Origin of the sequence: Desulfurivibrio modestus (genome assembly GCF_044068625.1) — a bacterium.
GTDB lineage: Bacteria > Desulfobacterota > Desulfobulbia > Desulfobulbales > Desulfurivibrionaceae > Desulfurivibrio.
This window is the reverse complement of record NZ_JBIPKH010000002.1, coordinates 74,834-92,001: the sequence shown is the minus strand read 5'-3', so window position 1 is coordinate 92,001 and position 17,168 is coordinate 74,834. Positions and strand designations below refer to the sequence as shown.

The following is a 17,168-nucleotide window of genomic DNA, read 5'->3' as shown; positions in this document are numbered from 1 at the left end:
ACGAAGTGATATAACCAACCCAGCCGATACCCGGCCAATAGGTAATGAAAATAGTTACTGGAGCAGATAATAGATAAAACCAATTTGGGGCAAAAACGGCTGGGGGAGTGGGGCGGAAAGGAGGTTGAGATAAGGCTGGCCCGCCGAAGTCAAGCCGAGCTCGCTCCGGCGGGACAGGGCAGTAAGTACTTACCTTTTGGCCATGGGCGGCATGGGCACATTGCTGCCGTGACAACTGGTGCAGTTGTGCTGGGTTTGAATCCCGTAGGAGGCGGCCGGGATAGTACCCTTGGTCCGGTACTTACCGTCGTGCCATTGGTTGAGTAAGGTAACCGTCTGGTGGGCCACGCTGGCGGTGACCCGGGCGCAGCGGTCCCGGCGCTCGTCACTGCCCAGATGTTTGCCCGTGGCCTTCATCCAGCGGCCCACCGAAACGTGGCACAGCGGCGAGTTGCTGATCGTGGTGGGAATCTCGGCGCTGATCCGGGGGTTTTTCGGTTTGTAGGTGGGCAACTGGGTATCGGAATACCACTGCATGATCTCGGAGCCCATCAACATCCCATCATCGGAGCCGGCGGTACGCGGGCCGATAATCATATTGGTGACCAGATTGGCTCCGGCGTTGGAGCCGCAGATGGTCCCCCAGCCAACCATTCCCCCCTCCAGGAAGATAAAGGCATCGATGGGAATCAGGGTGTAGGGCTCGCCGACTTTTTCCCGCAACTGGCTGAAAATGCTGCTGAACACCCCGGCACCACAGTAAACCCGGTACCATTCGTTGTAGGCCAGCTCGGCGGTCTCGTCCGGATCCAGCTTAACATAGGGCCAGGGCCAGGTTTCGGTAATGGCCTGAGCCTTGGCCTGGGCGGTGCCAAGCAGGCCGCCGGCCTTGGTCAGCAACATGCCGGCGGCCAGGGCCCCGGCTCCAACCAGCAGGTTGCGGCGGGGTACGTTGAGATCACCTTGGCCTTCGTCCTTCATTTCATGGGATTTCATCTGATGTTACCTCCTTGGAATTTGTTTTTTAACTTCTTACGCTACAACTCCAGCTTCTAACATCCACAGGAACCGGTGGCGCAGGAACTGCCACATCCCCCACCAGTTAACTGTTTTTCTGAGACCACTTTAAACCCTCCCCCGCCACAGCCACAGCCCCCCGAGCTGGGCTTGACAAAGTCAACCCGGATCTCGCCGGTGAGCTCCAGCACGCTGGGCTCCACCAGGAAGGTGATATCGCCCTCGCGAAAGATCCGATCACCATCCCGCTGACCGTCCAGGGTCAGAACCAGGTTGGCCCCGGCGCAACCATTTTCAAGCACCACCCGAATGGGGTCTTCCACCTTGTTTTTATCCAGATAATCCCTGATGCTGACCAGCGCTGCTTCCGTTACCTTGAACATTTTTTTCTCCTTGAATGATGGTGAACTTTACAGATCATTGCTGATCCGCCGCTTGTTATTGGGGCTGACTGGTCAGTTCGGCCAGGGCCTTTGCGCATTTGGCCTGGACCAGCTCGGCGATGGCGGGCCGGGTGAAGTCGCCGCTTTTAAACATCTCCCTGGAAGCGTTGATCAGGCCGAGACGGACTTTACGCCCCCGGGCCAACTCCGCGCCCTGGGCCAGCCTGGCCCGCAACTGGACGGGGTCCTGACCTTCGCTTTGCCCCAAAGGACCCAGGGCGGCGACCTGCTCGGTAAAGCGCGTGATGATCTTGACGAAATTGGGACCTTCCGCCGCCGAAGCCCAGTCGATCAGAAACCGTTCCCGGCTGACCCCCAGACGGGCCAGGGCTTCATGGGCCAGGGCCGCGGAAACCAAGGCGTGATAGTTGCCGTCCTGGTAGTGACACTCGCCGGGGTGGCAGCCGCCGACAAAAATGGCGTCGGCCCCGGTGGCCAGACCCTCAAGGGGAAAGGAGGGGTCCAGCCGGCCGGTGCACATGATCCGAATCACCCGCAGATTGGGGGGATACTGATAACGGCCGACTCCGGCGGAATCGGCGGCGGTATAGCAACACCAGTTACAGAGAAAGCCGAGAATTTTGGGGCTGTAGGTTTCACTCATTAATCTGTTCTCCAAAGGCGTGGATCTGAGCCAAGATCGCGTCGAAGGTAAACCGGCCCATGTCGATGGCCATGGTGGGACAACGGGCGGCGCAAACCCCGCAGCCCTTGCAGGAGGCAGTAATGGTTCGGGCCTTGCGCAGTTTGCCCTCCTGGTAGATTTCAATCGCCTTGTAAGGGCAGAAGCTCTCGCAAGCCCCGCAGCCGATGCAGGTTTCCGGGTCGATCCGGGAGACAATCGGGGCCGGGGTGATGAACCCCCGAGCCAGGGGTTGACAGGCCCGTCCCGCCGCAGCCTGGGCCTGGGCGATACTTTCATCCATTCCCTTGGGGGCGTGGATCAGGCCGCAGAGGTAGGTACCGTCCACCGGCAGGTCCACCGGTTGCAGCTTGACATGGGCCTCCAGCAGGAACTTGTCGGCGGTGACCGGCACCTTGAGCATCCGAGCCAGTTCGGTGGGGTCTTCCGGCACAATCCCGGTGGAGAGCACCAGCAGCTCGGGGTTGAGGCGTACCTCTTCCCGGAGCAGGGAGTCGAAACCGTTGACCGTCACCTTTCCGCCGGGGCCGACATCCACCCGGGCCGGATTTTCCGGCCGATAGCGCAGAAAGATCACCCCCAGCTCCCGGGCCTTGCGATAGTCATCTTCCATGAAACCATAAGCCCGCAGGTCCCGGTAAAAGATGGTGATCTGAATTTCCGGTCGAGCAGTCTTGAGCCGGATACTGTTTTTCAGGGCCTGGCCGCAACAGACCCGGCTGCAATAAGCCAGATCCTCGCCCCGGCTGCCCACGCACTGGATCATCACCACCTGCTTTAGGGACTTGGGCGGCCACTTTGCCCGATCCAGCCTGGCTTCCAGCTCCATCTGGGTGACCACCCTCTCCGACTGGCCGTAACCATAACCGGTCGGGGGGTGGGGGTTGCCGCCGGTGGCCAGCACCATCACCCCGTGATTGACCACCAGACTTTGGGGATCTTGATCTCCCACCGTCAGGGTGGTGGTGAAGTTACCAACGTAGCCGGAGACGGCGCTGACCTTGGCCGGGGCAACAAATTCGATCTGGGGATGCTGACGGACCCTGGCCGCCAGCTCGTTCACCGCCTGGCGGGGATCACGACCATGACGGTCGGCGCTGAGCAGCAGGGCCCGCCCTTCCACCAGGGTAACGGCAAAACCCTGGTCGGCGATGGTCAGAGCGGCGCTCATCCCGGCCAGGCCGGCCCCGATCACCAAAGCCCCCGGGGTCACCGGCAACTGCTGTTCGCTGAGGGCGGTGAGATGGTGGGCCTTGGCCACCGCCATCCGTACTGCGTCCTTGGCCTTTTCAGTGGCCTTTTCCGGCTCATGCATATGCACCCAGGAACACTGGTCGCGGATGTTGGCCATTTCGAAGAGGGAGCGATTGAGTCCGGCTTCACGCATGGTGGCCTGGAACAACGGTTCATGGGTCCGGGGGGTACAGGCCGCCACCACCAGCCGGTTGAGCCGGTGTTGACGGATCGCTTCCACCAGCATCCCCTGGCTGTCCTGGGAGCAGGAGTAGAGATTGTCGGTGGCATAAACCACTCCGGGCAGGGTTTTGGCGTAAGCCGCCACCGACGGCACCTTGACCACCCCGCCGATATTGATTCCGCAGTGGCAGACGAACACCCCGATTCGCGGTTCCTCCCCGGCGATCTCCCGCTCTTCGGGCAATACCGTCTTGACCGTGGCGCTGCCCCGGGCGGGAGCCAACTGTCCGGCACAGAGGCCGGCGGCTCCCCCGGCCTGGACCACCGAATCGGGAATATCCTTGGGCCCCTGAAAGGCCCCGATCACGTAAACCCCGGGCCGACTGGTCTTAAGCGGGCTGTAGGTGTCGGTGGCGGCAAACTGGTAAGGGTTGAGATCAAATCCCGCGGCATCGGCCAACTGCTCGGCATCATCGGGGGCCTCAAGGCCCTGGGAGAGCACCACCAGGTCAAATTTTTCGTAATGGTGGTCGCCGCTCTCGTCACTCCAGGTCAGCAGCAAACCCCCGTCGGGGAAAACATCCTCCACCTTGGGGGGACGGGCGTAGATCACCCGGAAATTGTTTTCCCTGACGGCCCGTTCCCGGGCGGCGTCAAACCCTTTGCCGTGGGTCCGGATATCCATATAAAAGAGGGTGATCTCGCAGTCCGGGTCATGCTCGCGGGCCAGGGTGGCCTGTTTGATGGCGTACATGCAGCAAACCGAAGAGCAGTAGTTATTGCCACATTTTTCATCCCGGGAGCCGATGCACTGGAGAAAGGCGATCTTGCGGGGGTGCCGTTCATCGGAGGGGCGGACAATCTCGCCGCCGGTGGGGCCGGAGGCGCACATCAGCCGCTCATGCTCAAAGGCGGTTAGCACATCGGCGCAGCGCCCCCAGCCGTAAGCGGCCAACACATCGCGGCTTATCCTCCCGAAGCCGGGGGCCAAAATCACCGCGCCCACCACCAGTTCCAGGACCTCCTCCTGCTGGTCGAAGCGGATGGCCCCGGCCCGGCAGGCCACGGCACACAAGCCGCAGGTGTCGAAGTTGAGCCGCAGACAGGCCTTGGGGTCGATATGATAGCTGGCCGGAACCGCCTGGGCGTAGTCGATATGGGCGGCCCCGGTGCGGGCCAGGTTTTCGTTGTAATCGTCGTTGATCTGCTTCAGGCAGTAAAGGGTGCACTGGCCGCAGCCGGTACAGACCTCTTCGTCAATATAGCGGGGCTGCTTGCGGACCATGGCCCTGAAATCGCCGGCCCGGCCCCGCAATTCGATCAGTTCCGCCTTGGTCAGAATGGTGATGTTGGGATCCCGTCCCGCCTCCACCAGCTTGGGAGCCAGGATGCAGAGCGAGCAGTCGTTGGTGGGAAAGGTCTTATCCAGCCGGGCCATAACCCCGCCGATGGCCGCGCTTTTTTCCACCAGATAAACCTTGTAGCCTAAAGCGGTGAGATCCAGAGCCGCCTGCACCCCGGCCACCCCGCCGCCGACCACCATCACCGCGCCGGTGATATCCATGAAAAAACCTCCTTAAAGCTATTCCGTTGGCGAGCTCGCGCCTTGGCGCGACGCCCGGATGAAGACCGCGTGCCCGCCGGCTCGCGGTCCCACGCATCAAACGGCAAGGAGGTCAGGCGAGAAGAGGAAGGCGGAGACCGCCACCTCCGTCGGCAGGAAGGCAATGATTTCGGCCCGAACCAGGCCGACCGGCAGGTGCCGGTCGCGGGCTCAGCTGTATGGGGAACGCCGGTGGCGCATGCTCGTTTATTCTCCGTTGCGGCCGGCCAGACCAGGGTAATCCCAGAATAGCCGGCATAATTTTAACGACAGTGGCCAATATGCCGGAGCCGGGCCGGGTTGTCTAATAGATAATATTAATTAAACCTATTTTTAATATAGAAATAATCAATTTTAAGAGCGCCCTTGCTCCACCGGCCAACGGTTTCACTATTACCAATTACAGCCATCGGCTTGTCAAATAGGCAGCGATGGTTTAAACTCGCGAAACAGGCTTATCAATCTTTGGGGAGTTTCAGTCATGCTGTTTGATCTTCATGTCCATACCCGGCTATCCGCCTGCAGCTCCCTGGGGCTTGACCAGATCCTCCTCCACGCCCGGGCCCGGGGCCTGGACGGGGTCTGCCTCACCGACCATGACACCATGGCGGCGGGCCGAACCCTGCGGGAGGGGATCCAGCCCGATGGTCTCTGTGTCCTGTTGGGGATGGAGTACGCCACCCCCCAGGGCGATTTCCTCCTTTTCGGCCCATTTGAGAACATGCCCACCGGGCTGGCCGCCGATCTGCTGCTGCCCATGGTCGAGCGCGGCGGTGGCGTGGCGGTGGCGGCCCACCCCTTCCGCGCCCTCCGCCCCGCCCAGGAGACGGTGATCGCCTCCGGGGCCTGCCGGGTGGTGGAAGGGCTCAACGGGCGCAATTCGGCACGGGAAAACCGCCGGGTTGACCGCTGGCTCAAGCGTTATCCCCTCAGCGTCTGCGGCGGCAGCGATGCCCATACCCTGGATGAGCTGGGCCGGGTGGCCACCCGATTTGAGCAGCCGGTCCGCAACCGCCGGGAGCTGATTCAGGCCCTGCGAACTGGTGCTTGCCAGGGGGTCAACCTGGGAGCGCCCCATGCCCAGTAAGTGCCTCCTGGTTCTCCTGGACGGGCTGGGGGATCGGGCCTATTCCCAACTGGATCAGCGCACTCCCCTCCAGGCGGCGCGCACCCCCAATCTTGATCGCCTGGCGGCCCTTGGCTGCAACGGCCTCTATCACGCCGCCGCCCTGGGCCAGGCCCTGCCCAGTGAAAACGCCCATTTCGCCATGTTCGGCTACTCCCCCGCAGAGTTCCCCGGCCGGGGAGCCCTGGAGGCCCTGGGCGCCGGCATCCCCCTGGCCCAAGGGGAGGTGGCCTTCCTGGCCCATCTGGTGGAGTTGGCGGTGGTGGACGGCGCCCTGCAACTGGCCACCGATCACCCCCGCGCCCCCAGCGAAGAGATCGACGCCCTGGTGGCCGCGCTCTCCACCTACCCCCAAGGGGAGCAAACCATCCGCTTCCTTCCCCACCAGGGCGGTTCCGGGGTACTGCTGCTTAACGGCAGCCAGGTTTCCCCTTTTGTCACCGACACCAACATCTTCACCAAAGGCCGGATACTGCCGGAGCCCCAGCCCTGGCAGGAGTACGCTGCCGATCCCGCCGCCGTCAAGACCGCCCTGCTGCTGGGGGATTATCTGCGCTGGGTTTACAATCAGCTGGATCGGCATCCGGTGAACCGGCAAAGACGCCGCCGGGGGCTTTACCCCATCAACGGCCTGGTCACCCAGCGGGGCGGGAGGGGCAAGCAGGTTCCCGATTTTGCCGCCCGCAACGGCCTGCGGGGCCTGAGCATCTCCTCGGGGGTGGTTTACTGGGGACTGGCCGCCTTCCTGGGGATGGCCGTGCGCAAGGTCAAGGATGGTAAAGAGCCGGGGCTCGACCTGGCCCACCGCCTGCAACTGGCCACCGACGCCCTGGTTGATTTCGACTTTATCCACGTCCACACCAAGGCCCCCGACGCGGCGGCCCACGCCAAAGACCCCCTGGGCAAGGTCAAGGTGATCGAGGCTCTGGATCGGGGAATCGGCGAAGCCCTCCCCTCTTTGCTGGCCGACCCTGAAGTGCTGCTGGTGGTGACCTCCGACCACTCCACCCCCAGCGCCGGCCCCCTGGTCCACTCGGGAGAACCGGTACCCCTGACTTTTGTCGGTGGGGGGGTTAGGGTTGACGGAGTGGATCGCTTCGACGAGGTGGCGGTGGCCGGCGGGGCCCTGGGTACCGTCCGGGGCGGGGAGTTCATCAACCTGGTGATCAACTTTCTCGACCGGGCCAAGCTGGCCGGCCTGCGCGACTCCCCCCATGATCTCGCCTACTGGCCCGGCCCCTGTCCTCCCTTGCGCCTGACGGGATCTGCGAAGAAGGAGCAGCCATGAGCCAACCGCCCTATGAGCTGGGGGTGATCCATGGCCGGTTCCAGGTACTCCACCATGATCACCTCCGCTATCTCCTGGCCGGGGCCGAACTCTGCCGCCACCTGGTGGTGGGGATTACCAATCCGGACCCCAGCCTGACCCGGGATGACCAGACCGACAACCAGCGCAGCCAGCCCACGGCCAATCCCCTGACCTACTTTGAGCGCTACCGACTGGTGCGGGCGGTCCTGGCCGAGGCCGGCCTACGGGAGGAACAATTTTCGGTGGTACCCCTGCCCATCAACCTGCCGGAGCTATACCGTTATTATGTTCCCTTGGAAGCGACTTTCTTCCTCTCCATTTACGACGACTGGGGCCGCAAAAAGCTGGCCGCCTTCCGGGATCTGGGCTTGAACACCCACGTTTTGTGGGAGGTAACTCCCAAGGAGAAGGGGTTAAGCGCCGGCGAAATCCGCCGGTTGATGCGCGACGGCCAACCCTGGGACCAGTTGGTCCCCCCCGCCGCCGCCAGGCTGCTCCACCAGTGGCAGATCCCCCAACGCCTGGCCCGGCTGGGGCAGAGCAACGATTCCACCCGGCGTCAGGACCCTTAAGCCCAGGCCTCACCGCCGCCCGGCCTTCCTTTTGATCGCCACCCTCCCAAGCTTCAGCCACGCAGGGTGGCAATGATTCGCTTCGGCTCCAGGAGCAGCATCAGGGCCTGATCGATATGGGTCACCAACAGATCGGCCCGGCTGAGCAGGGGGGCGAAACACCCCTCCTCCCCCGCCACGGCAATGGCCAGCGCCGCCTCCTCCAGCATCAGAAGATCATTGGCCCCGTTACCCACGGCCGCAGTCCGACCGGACCCAAGTTGCCGTACCAGCTCCTGCTTGGCGGCGGCGGTGGCGCTGCCGCTGAGCAACTGCCACCGCACGGCCTCCCCCAGCACCTCCTCGATCTCTGAAGCGGTGTGGTGGGTGTCGGCGGTGATCAGATAAAGGGTGGCCCGTTGGGCAAGGCGGGTTAACAGCTCCCTGGTGGTCGACGCCACTCGGCCACCGTTGGCGATGGTGCCGTTCAGGTCGAAAACGATCTGGTCGAGCTGGTAGTTTTTGCCTCCCGGCACCGCAAAGATAATCGCCATGGCTTCTCCTTCCCCTTTAAGCAAGCTGGCCGGCCAGGTAGCGCCGGGTCTGCTCCTGTCGCGGCCGGGCAAAAAACTGTTCCGCCGGGGCTTGCTCCACCAGACGGCCCTCGGAGATAAAGGCGACATGGTGGGCGATGCGGCGGGCCTGGGCCAGATTGTGGGTTACGATAATAATGGTCATCTCTTGGGCCAGCCGTCGCAGGGTTTCCTCGATTCGGGCGGTGGAGCCGGGATCCAGGGAAGAGCAAGGCTCGTCCAGCAACAGCACTTCCGGGTCCAGGGTCAGAGAGCGGGCGATACAGAGCCGCTGCTGCTGCCCCCCGGAAAGCTTGCCGGCCGCCAGCTTGAGACGATCCTTCACCTCATCGTAAAGCCCGGCCAGCTCCAGCTTTTCCGCCACCAGCGCCCTCTTCTCCTCCCGGCCCAAACGGTGGTGGAAGTTAAGGGCGTAAACCATGTTTTTTTCGATGGAGAACGGAAAGGGAGTTGGAGTCTGAAAAACGATCCCCACCTTGCGCCGCAGGGTTTCATGGGGGATGGCGCTGATGGGTTGCCGATTAAAGAGGATCTCCCCTGCGGTCCTGGCCGAAATCTCCTCTTCCAGCAGGCGGTTCAGTGATTTCAGCAGGGTGGTCTTGCCGCAGCCCGAGGGACCGATCAGGGCGGTGATTTGCCGAGCCGGAAAGCACAGATTGATCCCCTTGAGCACGGCGGTATCACCGTAAAAAACACGCCAGTCGCGGAGTTCCATTACACTCTTCACCCTCTCCCCTCCCCCCGCCGGCCAAACAGCAGAAAGGCCGCCCCGTAACCGGCAAAAAGCAGCAGCAGTAAAACCAGGGCGGTACCGTAGGCGTTTTCCAAGGAGATCCGTTCCGAGGCCAGAATATAGAGGTGGTAAGGCAGGGCCATCACCGGCTGCAACAGCGAGGCCGGCGAGGAGGCCGACAAAACCGCCGCCGTCAGCATGATGGGGGCGGTGGCCCCCATGGCGTAGACCGTACCCAAAAGGATACCGGAGATAATATCGCTTTTGCGCTCCGGCCAGATAATGTGAAAAAAGGTGTAGGAACGGGAAACCCCCAGGGCGTAGGAGGCCAGGGTCTGCTCCGGTTGTACCTCCGTCAGGGCCTTCTCGGTATTGATGGCGACCACGGGGAAGATCATCAGGGAGAGGGTCAGCCCCCCCGCCAGCAGGGAGTGGCCCAGCCCCAATGAGACCACGAAGAAGGTGTAGCCAAAGAGCCCCAGCACAATGGAGGGAATCCCGGCAATGCACTGCACCACCAGGCGGATCAGGGCATAAACCCGTTGTGAGGTACAGTAGAGATGCTGATACAGGGCGGTGGCCAGCCCCAGCAGGGAGGCGATCAGCATGCTGAGCAGGCCCAGGGCCAGGGAACCGGTGAGAGCGGGAAACACCCCACCCTCCTTGCCCAGGGGCATCCCCTGGGGGGCGGAAAAGAGAAAATCCAGATTGAGGGTCGCCCAACCCTTGACCAGGATATAGCCCATAAGCAGCAGGACCGTCCCGACCACCAACAAAATCGAAAGGTAGAGCCAGGCCTGCAGGCAGCGATCTTGCCAGTTTTTGAACATAAAAAACCTCAGGACACCAGCCGTTTACGTAAAAAATAGAAAAGCAGGTTGATCGCCAGCAGCAGCATCAGCAGCACAAAACCCGCCCCGAACAGGGCATGATAGTGGATGCTGCCCAAAGGGGCGGAACCGATCTCCAGGGCGATCAGGGCCGGAATGGGCTTGATCCGGCCCAGCAGCTCGGTGGGCATCAAAGGCGAGTTGCCCACCACCATGATCACCGCCATGGTCTCCCCCATGGCCCGAGAAACCCCCAGGACCGCCCCGGCGATGATTCCCATCCGGGAGGCGGGCAGCACCAGCCGCCGCAGCATATACCAGTGCGACACCCCCATGGCCCGGGAGACCACCAACTGCCCTTTGGCCGCCGCCTCCATACTTTCGGTGGTGGTGGCGATGATAAAGGGCAGAATCATCACCCCCAGCACAATCCCCCCGGCCAGCAGGGAATCGCCGGAACTCATCCTGAAAAGGCGCTCCAGGACGGGTAGCAGCAGCACCACCCCGATAAAACCGTAAACCACCGAGGGGATGCCGGCCATGATGGCGATCAGGGAGCGCAGGGGCCGCCGCAACCGATCCGGACAGACGTGGGCCAGAAAGAGGGCGGCCCCGACGGCGGGAGGCAGGGCCAGCAACAGGGCCAGGGCGGAGAGGACGAGACTGGCGGTCAGGATGGGCCAGAGCCCTAAACGCAGCTGGGAGGAAACCGGTCGCCACTGACCACCAAAAATAAAGTCGCCGATGGAGACCTGCTGAAACACCACCAGCGACTCCTTGAGGATAAAAAGAATGATAAAGAGCAGGGTAAACAGTGCCGTAACCGTCAGACCCTTAACGGTTACGGCAAACAGTTTCTCAAAACGATAATGGAGCAATCCGGGCAACCAGTTCCGCTACAGCGGGGGCAAAAAGCCCATTTCGGCGATCACCCGCGCTCCCGCCGCCGAGCTGATGTAGTCGAGGAAGGCCTGCTCGGCGGCGGTAAGCTCACCGTTCCAGACCAGCACCAGGGGGCGGGCCACCGGGTAACTGCCGTTCATGATGTTTTCGGCCGTGGGAACCACCCCGTCCAGGCTGAAAACCGCCAGCTCCTCGCGATACTGGTCGGCGACTCCATAGGAGGCGTAGCCGATGGCCTGGCGGTTGCCGACCAGCCGGCTCACCAGGCCGCCCATGGAGGGAACCTGCACGGCCCGATCACTGACCTCCGACTCCCCCATGATCGCTTTCTGGAAAACCCCGTGGGCGCCGCCCCCCACATCCCGTACCAGCAGCACGATCTCCTCGGCCGGCAGGGCGGCATTCAACTCATTCCAGCGGCTGACCTCCCCGCTAAAGATTCGCCGCAGCTCAACCGCTCCGATATCCCGGCGTTGCCGAGCCAGGGGATTTTCCCGCTGAACCGCGATCATCAGGGCATCCATGCCGATTTTCACCTCCCGGTAATTGGCCAGGGCATTGCGTTCCCCCTCCCGGGCATTGCGGGCCAGCATCCCAAAGTTGGCGGTTCCGTCCAACACCGCCTTGGCTCCGGCCCCGGAGCCGCCGGTGGCGACACTAATCTTGATCTCCGCCGCCGGCAGGGCGGGGTCCACCTGGTCCCAGGTGCGATACTGCTTGGTGAACTGATCGGCCAGTTGCGAGATGGTGGGGGCCAGGGTGGAGGAACCGGCAAAGAAGATCTCGTTCTTAAACGGGGCCTCCCCCCCGGCCTGCTGGCCTCGGTCGCCACAGGCCGGCAGCAGAGCGGATATGATTAACGACAGGGTCAACAGGGTGAGGAATTTTGTTCTCTTTGCCACGGCAACGCTCTCCTTTCAGGTTGGTTTCCGGCACGCCTTGATGGCCCAATACCACGCAAGTGGTACCATGGGGCGCCTTAACAGCCCGTTGAAAAACGGGCTGTTAGCGGCCCATGGATGGGCCGCCGAATTCATTGGCACTGAAAGTGGCAATGAATTCGTGAGGTTGGCCAAAGCCATCTTTGGCCAACCGTTAGTTGAAAAAGCCAGGGATGGCTTTTTCAACGGACTGTTAACGGAGAACTAACCAGGAAATAACAGGAGCGTCCAATAGGAACTTTCTATAAAAAACAGCGCGTTCTATCGGGAAAATAAGCAGACAGAAAATAAAGAAATCGGCGCTCAACCGCCGGCGTTGCTTTTGAGGAAATCAAGAAACAGGGTGGCGATGGGAGAAGGCTGACGTTTGCGCCGTCGCACCAGGTAGAATGGCCGGGCAAAACTGACTCCCCTGATGGCTACCTCGGCCAACGAGCCGCAGGCCAGATCATCGCGAATCGCCTGCCGGGAGAGGATCGCCACCCCGATCCCGGCCTTGACGCTCTGGCAAACCGCCTCGGTACTGCCCATCTCGGCAATCACCCGCAGCTTGGCGACCTCCAGGCCATGGCGCTGGAGAATTTCGTGCATCACCTTGCGGGTTCCCGATTCCCGCTCCCGGTCGACAAAGGGGGCCTCGACCAGTTCGGTCGGTTCGATCTCGCCCCGCCGGGCCCAGGGATGGTCATGGCGGACCACCAGGGTCAATTCGTCGGCAAAAAGGGGCTCCCACTCCAGGACCGCCTCGCTCCAGCGGGCTCCCACCACCCCGAATTCGCAGTCCCCCTGCACCACCAGCTCCGCCGCCTGGCGGGAATTGGCGATCTTGATGGTGACCAGCACCTCGGGGTAGCTTTCCTTGAACCGGCCGATCAACTCCGGCAGCAGGTAGGTGCCGGGGATGGTACTGGCCGCCACCCAGAGATGACCGGCATAGCGCCCGCTGTGGTTGGCGATCGCCTCCACCGCCTCATTACGCAGCCGCAGGATCCGCCGGGCGTAATCATAAAGGATCTTGCCGGCCGGAGTGGGCAGCACCTCCCGGCCCAGGCGATCCACCAGCTTGACCGCCAGGGTCTCCTCCAGACTGCGCAGATGTTCACTCACCGTGGGCTGGGAGAGAAAGGAGGCCTCGGCCGCCTTGGTAAAACTCTTCAATTCGACAACCCGGCAAAACACCTCCAGCCGATGCAGATCCATCAGTTCACTCCACCATGTGGACACCCCAAACCGCGTGGTTTGAGGCCAGCGTACAACCGGCCCGACCCTCGCGGCGCCGGCCGATCACCTTTAGTTGACAACGGGAATATAATCGTTTCCGTAAACCACCGCCACTCTTACCGAAAAACCGCCCGGCCGGCGGGCAGCCACCCCTTTTTGCTGTTGACATCACCTGGTCTTGCCACTAGGATCAGCTAATCCACTTGCCGGGATCATCTCCTCATATCACGGGCATTGTCTGTGCCGAAAACGATATCCGGTCCGATCAATCAAATGGTAGGGGTGAGGATGCCTGATCAGGAGCATAACGGTGAGCAACTCCTGCTGGGAATCGACCTGGGAAGCACGCGCACCGCGGTGGTGTCCAACCTGGGCTACCAGAATATCATCCATTCGGTGGTGGGCTATCCCAAGGATATCATCGCCCTGAAAATGGTGGGCCAACCCCAGGTTTTCGGCGACGAGGCCCTGGAGAAAAAGTCGGCCCTGACCCTCTACTATCCCCTGCGCGAAGGCGCGGTCCTCAGGGACGGCAAGCAGGATTACGACTCCGCCTTTGAACTGCTGCGCCATGTCATCGAGCTGGCCACCCAAGGGCAGTCCGGCCCGGCGGGCGGAATTATCGGGATTTCGAGCCGAACCTCCAGCGCCGGCAAGGAGTATCTGACCCGGATCGCCGCCAAACTGCTCTCTCCTTCGCTGGTGATAGCCGACCCTTTCCTGGTGGGCTATCATCTCAACCAATTGGACAACTGCCTGATCATCGACATCGGCGCCGGCACCGTCGATATCTGCGTCCTTAAAGGCGCGGCCCCCGCCGCCCGGGACCAGGTCAATCTCCTTAAAGCCGGCGATTATATCGACCAGCAGCTTTATGAGCTTATCAGCCAGCGCCATCCCGAGGTACAACTCTCCCGCGATCTGGCCAGGAGGATCAAGGAGCGGCACGCCTTTGTCGGCCAGGTCGAAGATCCGGTGATCGTGCGGCTGCGGGTTGGCGGCAAACCCAAGGAGTATGACCTGACCTCGGAAATGAAAATGGCCTGCGAGAGCATCGTTCCGGATATAATTGAACGTTTGACCATTCTGCTGCAAAGCATGGACCCGGAAGATCTGGATACAACCCTGCAAAACATCTATCTGACCGGCGGCGGGGCCCGCATCCGCCACCTGGAGGCCATGGTCGCCGACTCCCTGCGCGATTACGGTCGGGTCCGGGTCAGCAGCATCGATGACCCCGAATATGCCGGAGCCCGGGGGGCGCTGCGTTTAGCCGCCAGCCTGGGCCCCGGTCAATGGCCGCAATTGGGCTGACCTGCCTTGGGTGGGCCCCGGCAAAGGCGCGGAGGAATGGGATGGAATCTTTGATTCTGTTGTATCTGGTAACCGGCGGAGTTCTGGGGGGAGGAGCAGCCTGGCTCTTCCAGCAACGCAAGCTCCGCCAGGCTGAAGAAAGGATCGAGGCCACCGACGAAACCACCCGCCAGTTCATCGGCAAAACCAACCAGGAGATCAGCAAGCTCAATGAGGAGCTGACCAGCCAGCAGAAACAGATCGACCAACGCGACCAGGAGCTGGCCGATCTCAACAAAAAGCATGCCGAGCTGGCCCAACTGCTGGCCACCACCCACGTTGAGTATCGGGAACTGGTGAACCAGCTGCGGGCTTGCGAGGGTAAACTGGCCGCCGCCGAGGCGGAAAACCGCAAAATCCCCCCCCTGACCGCCGACCTGGAGCGCAAGGAGGAGGAGTTGCGGACCCGCCAGCGGGAGATCGAGACCCTCACCGCCGCGCGAATCAGCCTGGAGGAGGAGCTGGCGGCCGAGAAAAAATCCCTGGCGGAGTGTTTGATTTTTGTGGAGGGCAGTCATTACCTGCCGGGCCGGGTGGTGCGCAATCTTATCGCCAGCAACCGGGCATGACCAACCCCTGAAGAGAGGAAACGGAGAATGACCATGTTTCAGCAAGAGGAAGAGATGGTGGTGGCGGCAGGCAAACCCGAAGAACGGCAACCGGACCTGTTCCAACCTCAGCAGCCCGAGGAGCAGAAAACCACCGAACCCCAACCGGAGGAGCCCCCAGCAACGACCCCGACGGCGGCAACCCGGCAGATTACGGTGGGGATCGACTTGGGCACCTGCCGCACCGTGGTCATCACCGACGGCGGCGAAGAGTTGGCCATCCGTTCGGTGGTGGGCTACCCCAAGGATATCATCAGCCGCCAGGCCGTGGGGGACGGGCCGCTGTTCGGGACCGAGGCCCTGGACAAACGCAACTTTCTCGACCTCTGTTTCCCCCTGGCCGAGGGGGTGATCCGGGACGCCAGTGAACGGGATTTTCAGGCGGCCCGGGAGTTGATTCACCACGTGATCGACCAGGTCCGGGGCGGCGACAGCGGGGTTGAAATCAACGGAATCATCGGGGTGCCGGCCCGGGCTTCGGTGGTCAACAAGGAAGTTCTGCTCAAGGTGGCCCACGAGGTGATGAACCGGACCCTGGTGGTCTCGGAACCGTTCATGGTCGCGTATGCCCTGGGCAAGCTCAACCGGTGCATCGTCGTTGATATCGGCGCCGGCACCGTGGATATCTGCTGCATGAAGGGCTCGGTGCCGGCCCCGGAAGATCAGGTGACCACTTTCAAGGGCGGCGATTACCTGGATGACCGCCTGGAAGCGGCGATCATTCGCCGCCACCCCGGGGCGCAGATCACCCGCTCCCTGGCCTGCCGGATCAAGGAGGAGCACTCCTTTGTCGGCGAACCGGAAAAGCCGGTGGAGGTAACCCTGCGGGTGGACGGCAAACCGGCCCGTTTCGATATCACCGACGAGGTTCGCACCGTATGCGAAAGCATGGTCCCCAATATCGTCGAACAGGTGGAGCTGCTGATCGCCTCATTCGATCCGGAGGATCAGGAGGAGGCCCTGCAGAACATCTACCTGGCCGGTTGCGGCTCACGAATCCGGGGGCTGGATCGGATGATCGCCGCGGCCCTCAAGGATTATGGGGCCGTCAAGGTCACCTGTGTCGAGGATCCGGAGAGAATCGGCGCGGTGGGGGCGCTCAAGCTGGCCCGGGAGGTTCCCCCGGCCCATTGGGCCGAGATCGGCCTGATGTTCGGAGCCTGAACACCCCCATGCCCCGGGCCCGAGCCATAATGTTCGACCTGGACGGCACCCTGCTGGACAGCCTGGCCGATATCGCCGATGCCATGAACCGAGTGCTGGCCGGGCTAAAACTGCCGGAACATCCCCGCCAGGCCTACCGCTTCATGGTCGGGGAAGGGATGCCGACCCTGGTAAGCCGAGCCCTGGAGCCGCTGCGGGACCAGAAAACCGAGAAAGTCGCCCTGGCGGCCATGCGGGAGGAGTATGGCCGCTCCTGGCGCGACCAGACCCGGCCGTACCCCCAGATCCCCCAACTGCTCACCACCTTGAATCGGCGAGAGATCCCCCTGACGATACTCTCCAACAAGCCGGATGATTTCACCCGCCAGGCGGTGGAGGAGTTGCTGGCGCCCCACCGTTTCGCCCTCGTGCGCGGCGCCCGCCCAGACACCCCCAGAAAACCCGACCCCGGCGGCGCCCTGGCCCTGGCCAAGGAGCTGAACCTGCCTCCCGCGGAATTTATTTACGTTGGCGACAGTGGCATCGACATGCAGACCGCCAAGCGGGCCGGCATGTTCGCGGTTGGGGTCCTTTGGGGCTTCCGCCCCGCCGAAGAGCTGCGGCAAAACGGCGCCGACGCCCTGATCGACACCCCTTCGCAACTGCTTGAGATTCTGGGTGAGTAACCCCCGGAAAGGGAAGTTCAGAATAAAAAGGCCAGATCGGGTAAAAGGG

At 62.3% G+C, this 17,168-nt stretch carries 17 protein-coding genes; 7 read left to right on the top strand and 10 right to left on the bottom strand.

What is annotated here, in order from left to right; translation table 11 throughout:
* Positions 1 to 189: 189 nt before the first annotated feature.
* The 4 genes from ACHHRT_RS02065 to ACHHRT_RS02050 are packed head-to-tail and all read right to left on the bottom strand — an operon-like array spanning position 190 to position 5,083.
* Positions 190 to 996 carry a C-GCAxxG-C-C family (seleno)protein gene (locus ACHHRT_RS02065; RefSeq protein WP_395497196.1) on the bottom strand — a complete coding sequence of 269 codons (807 nt, stop codon included), beginning with the start codon at positions 994 to 996 and terminating at the stop codon, positions 190 to 192.
* A gap of 56 nt (positions 997 to 1,052) precedes the next feature.
* Entirely contained in the window at positions 1,053 to 1,400 is a 348-nt protein-coding gene (locus tag ACHHRT_RS02060; protein WP_395497194.1) for an IscA/HesB family protein, read from the bottom strand.
* A gap of 55 nt (positions 1,401 to 1,455) precedes the next feature.
* Complete coding sequence (locus ACHHRT_RS02055) at positions 1,456 to 2,064, bottom strand: hydrogenase iron-sulfur subunit (protein ID WP_395497193.1); 609 nt, start codon at positions 2,062 to 2,064, stop codon at positions 1,456 to 1,458.
* The gene (locus ACHHRT_RS02050; RefSeq protein ID WP_395497191.1) at positions 2,057 to 5,083 is read right to left on the bottom strand and encodes a 4Fe-4S binding protein; all 3,027 of its coding nucleotides are present in this window, start codon (positions 5,081 to 5,083) and stop codon (positions 2,057 to 2,059) included. Before ACHHRT_RS02050 ends, ACHHRT_RS02055 begins: the two co-directional genes overlap by 8 nt.
* Positions 5,084 to 5,603: 520 nt before the next feature.
* On the opposite strand from ACHHRT_RS02050, the gene ACHHRT_RS02045 reads away from it, so the two are divergent.
* Genes ACHHRT_RS02045 through ACHHRT_RS02035 form a run of 3 tightly spaced genes read left to right on the top strand, consistent with a single transcriptional unit; the run spans position 5,604 to position 8,129 of the window.
* Entirely contained in the window at positions 5,604 to 6,209 is a 606-nt protein-coding gene (locus tag ACHHRT_RS02045; RefSeq protein ID WP_395497189.1) for a PHP domain-containing protein, read from the top strand.
* Positions 6,199 to 7,536, top strand: coding sequence for a 2,3-bisphosphoglycerate-independent phosphoglycerate mutase (gene apgM, locus ACHHRT_RS02040; RefSeq protein ID WP_395497187.1), 1,338 nt, complete (start codon positions 6,199 to 6,201; stop codon positions 7,534 to 7,536). Before ACHHRT_RS02045 ends, apgM begins: the two co-directional genes overlap by 11 nt.
* Complete coding sequence (locus tag ACHHRT_RS02035) at positions 7,533 to 8,129, top strand: nicotinate-nucleotide adenylyltransferase (protein ID WP_395497185.1); 597 nt, start codon at positions 7,533 to 7,535, stop codon at positions 8,127 to 8,129. The genes apgM and ACHHRT_RS02035 overlap by 4 nt, the downstream gene beginning before the upstream one ends.
* A gap of 53 nt (positions 8,130 to 8,182) precedes the next feature.
* Here the strand turns inward: ACHHRT_RS02035 and ACHHRT_RS02030 are convergent, their stop codons facing one another.
* The 6 genes from ACHHRT_RS02030 to ACHHRT_RS02005 all read right to left on the bottom strand — a co-directional run bounded on the left by ACHHRT_RS02030 (position 8,183) and on the right by ACHHRT_RS02005 (position 13,308).
* Positions 8,183 to 8,662 (bottom strand): ATPase P, encoded by a 480-nt coding sequence (locus ACHHRT_RS02030; protein ID WP_395497184.1) that lies wholly within the window; start codon positions 8,660 to 8,662, stop codon positions 8,183 to 8,185.
* A gap of 16 nt (positions 8,663 to 8,678) precedes the next feature.
* Entirely contained in the window at positions 8,679 to 9,428 is a 750-nt protein-coding gene (locus ACHHRT_RS02025; protein ID WP_395497182.1) for a phosphate ABC transporter ATP-binding protein, read from the bottom strand.
* On the bottom strand, positions 9,425 to 10,264 hold the full coding sequence (locus tag ACHHRT_RS02020) for a PstA family ABC transporter permease (RefSeq protein ID WP_395497180.1): 840 nt from the start codon (positions 10,262 to 10,264) through the stop codon (positions 9,425 to 9,427). The genes ACHHRT_RS02025 and ACHHRT_RS02020 overlap by 4 nt, the downstream gene beginning before the upstream one ends.
* 8 nt (positions 10,265 to 10,272) lie before the next feature.
* A complete protein-coding gene (gene pstC / locus ACHHRT_RS02015; RefSeq protein WP_395497178.1) occupies positions 10,273 to 11,151 on the bottom strand; it encodes a phosphate ABC transporter permease subunit PstC in 879 nt (292 codons plus the stop codon).
* A 9-nt stretch (positions 11,152 to 11,160) separates the two neighbouring features.
* Positions 11,161 to 12,069: a phosphate ABC transporter substrate-binding protein gene (locus ACHHRT_RS02010; protein WP_395497177.1), complete on the bottom strand. Its 909-nt coding sequence runs from the start codon at positions 12,067 to 12,069 to the stop codon at positions 11,161 to 11,163.
* Between the two features lie 342 nt (positions 12,070 to 12,411).
* Positions 12,412 to 13,308: a selenium metabolism-associated LysR family transcriptional regulator gene (locus ACHHRT_RS02005; protein ID WP_395497175.1), complete on the bottom strand. Its 897-nt coding sequence runs from the start codon at positions 13,306 to 13,308 to the stop codon at positions 12,412 to 12,414.
* Between the two features lie 309 nt (positions 13,309 to 13,617).
* Here ACHHRT_RS02005 and mamK (ACHHRT_RS02000) point away from each other — a divergent pair, with 309 nt between their 5' ends.
* From mamK (ACHHRT_RS02000) to ACHHRT_RS01985, 4 genes are read left to right on the top strand one after another with little or no spacing between them, the layout of a single operon-like run.
* Positions 13,618 to 14,643 carry a MamK family actin-like protein gene (gene mamK, locus ACHHRT_RS02000; protein ID WP_395497173.1) on the top strand — a complete coding sequence of 342 codons (1,026 nt, stop codon included), beginning with the start codon at positions 13,618 to 13,620 and terminating at the stop codon, positions 14,641 to 14,643.
* A 41-nt stretch (positions 14,644 to 14,684) separates the two neighbouring features.
* On the top strand, positions 14,685 to 15,251 hold the full coding sequence (locus ACHHRT_RS01995; RefSeq protein WP_395497171.1) for a hypothetical protein: 567 nt from the start codon (positions 14,685 to 14,687) through the stop codon (positions 15,249 to 15,251).
* Between the two features lie 33 nt (positions 15,252 to 15,284).
* Positions 15,285 to 16,454: a MamK family actin-like protein gene (gene mamK, locus ACHHRT_RS01990; RefSeq protein WP_395497169.1), complete on the top strand. Its 1,170-nt coding sequence runs from the start codon at positions 15,285 to 15,287 to the stop codon at positions 16,452 to 16,454.
* 8 nt (positions 16,455 to 16,462) lie between these two features.
* A complete protein-coding gene (locus ACHHRT_RS01985) occupies positions 16,463 to 17,119 on the top strand; it encodes an HAD family hydrolase (RefSeq protein ID WP_395497167.1) in 657 nt (218 codons plus the stop codon).
* Positions 17,120 to 17,168 lie beyond the last annotated feature (49 nt).

Bases quoted from the DNA above. Each gene is read 5' to 3' on its own strand.
- ACHHRT_RS02065 (WP_395497196.1), bottom strand. From the start codon at position 996: ATGAAATCCCATGAAATGAAGGACGAAGGCCAAGGTGATCTCAACGTA.
- ACHHRT_RS02060 (WP_395497194.1), bottom strand. From the start codon at position 1,400: ATGTTCAAGGTAACGGAAGCAGCGCTGGTCAGCATCAGGGATTATCTG.
- ACHHRT_RS02055 (WP_395497193.1), bottom strand. From the start codon at position 2,064: ATGAGTGAAACCTACAGCCCCAAAATTCTCGGCTTTCTCTGTAACTGG.
- ACHHRT_RS02050 (WP_395497191.1), bottom strand. From the start codon at position 5,083: ATGGATATCACCGGCGCGGTGATGGTGGTCGGCGGCGGGGTGGCCGGG.
- ACHHRT_RS02045 (WP_395497189.1), top strand. From the start codon at position 5,604: ATGCTGTTTGATCTTCATGTCCATACCCGGCTATCCGCCTGCAGCTCC.
- apgM (WP_395497187.1), top strand. From the start codon at position 6,199: ATGCCCAGTAAGTGCCTCCTGGTTCTCCTGGACGGGCTGGGGGATCGG.
- ACHHRT_RS02035 (WP_395497185.1), top strand. From the start codon at position 7,533: ATGAGCCAACCGCCCTATGAGCTGGGGGTGATCCATGGCCGGTTCCAG.
- ACHHRT_RS02030 (WP_395497184.1), bottom strand. From the start codon at position 8,662: ATGGCGATTATCTTTGCGGTGCCGGGAGGCAAAAACTACCAGCTCGAC.
- ACHHRT_RS02020 (WP_395497180.1), bottom strand. From the start codon at position 10,264: ATGTTCAAAAACTGGCAAGATCGCTGCCTGCAGGCCTGGCTCTACCTT.
- ACHHRT_RS02005 (WP_395497175.1), bottom strand. From the start codon at position 13,308: ATGGATCTGCATCGGCTGGAGGTGTTTTGCCGGGTTGTCGAATTGAAG.
- mamK (WP_395497173.1), top strand. From the start codon at position 13,618: ATGCCTGATCAGGAGCATAACGGTGAGCAACTCCTGCTGGGAATCGAC.
- ACHHRT_RS01995 (WP_395497171.1), top strand. From the start codon at position 14,685: ATGGAATCTTTGATTCTGTTGTATCTGGTAACCGGCGGAGTTCTGGGG.
- mamK (WP_395497169.1), top strand. From the start codon at position 15,285: ATGTTTCAGCAAGAGGAAGAGATGGTGGTGGCGGCAGGCAAACCCGAA.
- ACHHRT_RS01985 (WP_395497167.1), top strand. From the start codon at position 16,463: ATGCCCCGGGCCCGAGCCATAATGTTCGACCTGGACGGCACCCTGCTG.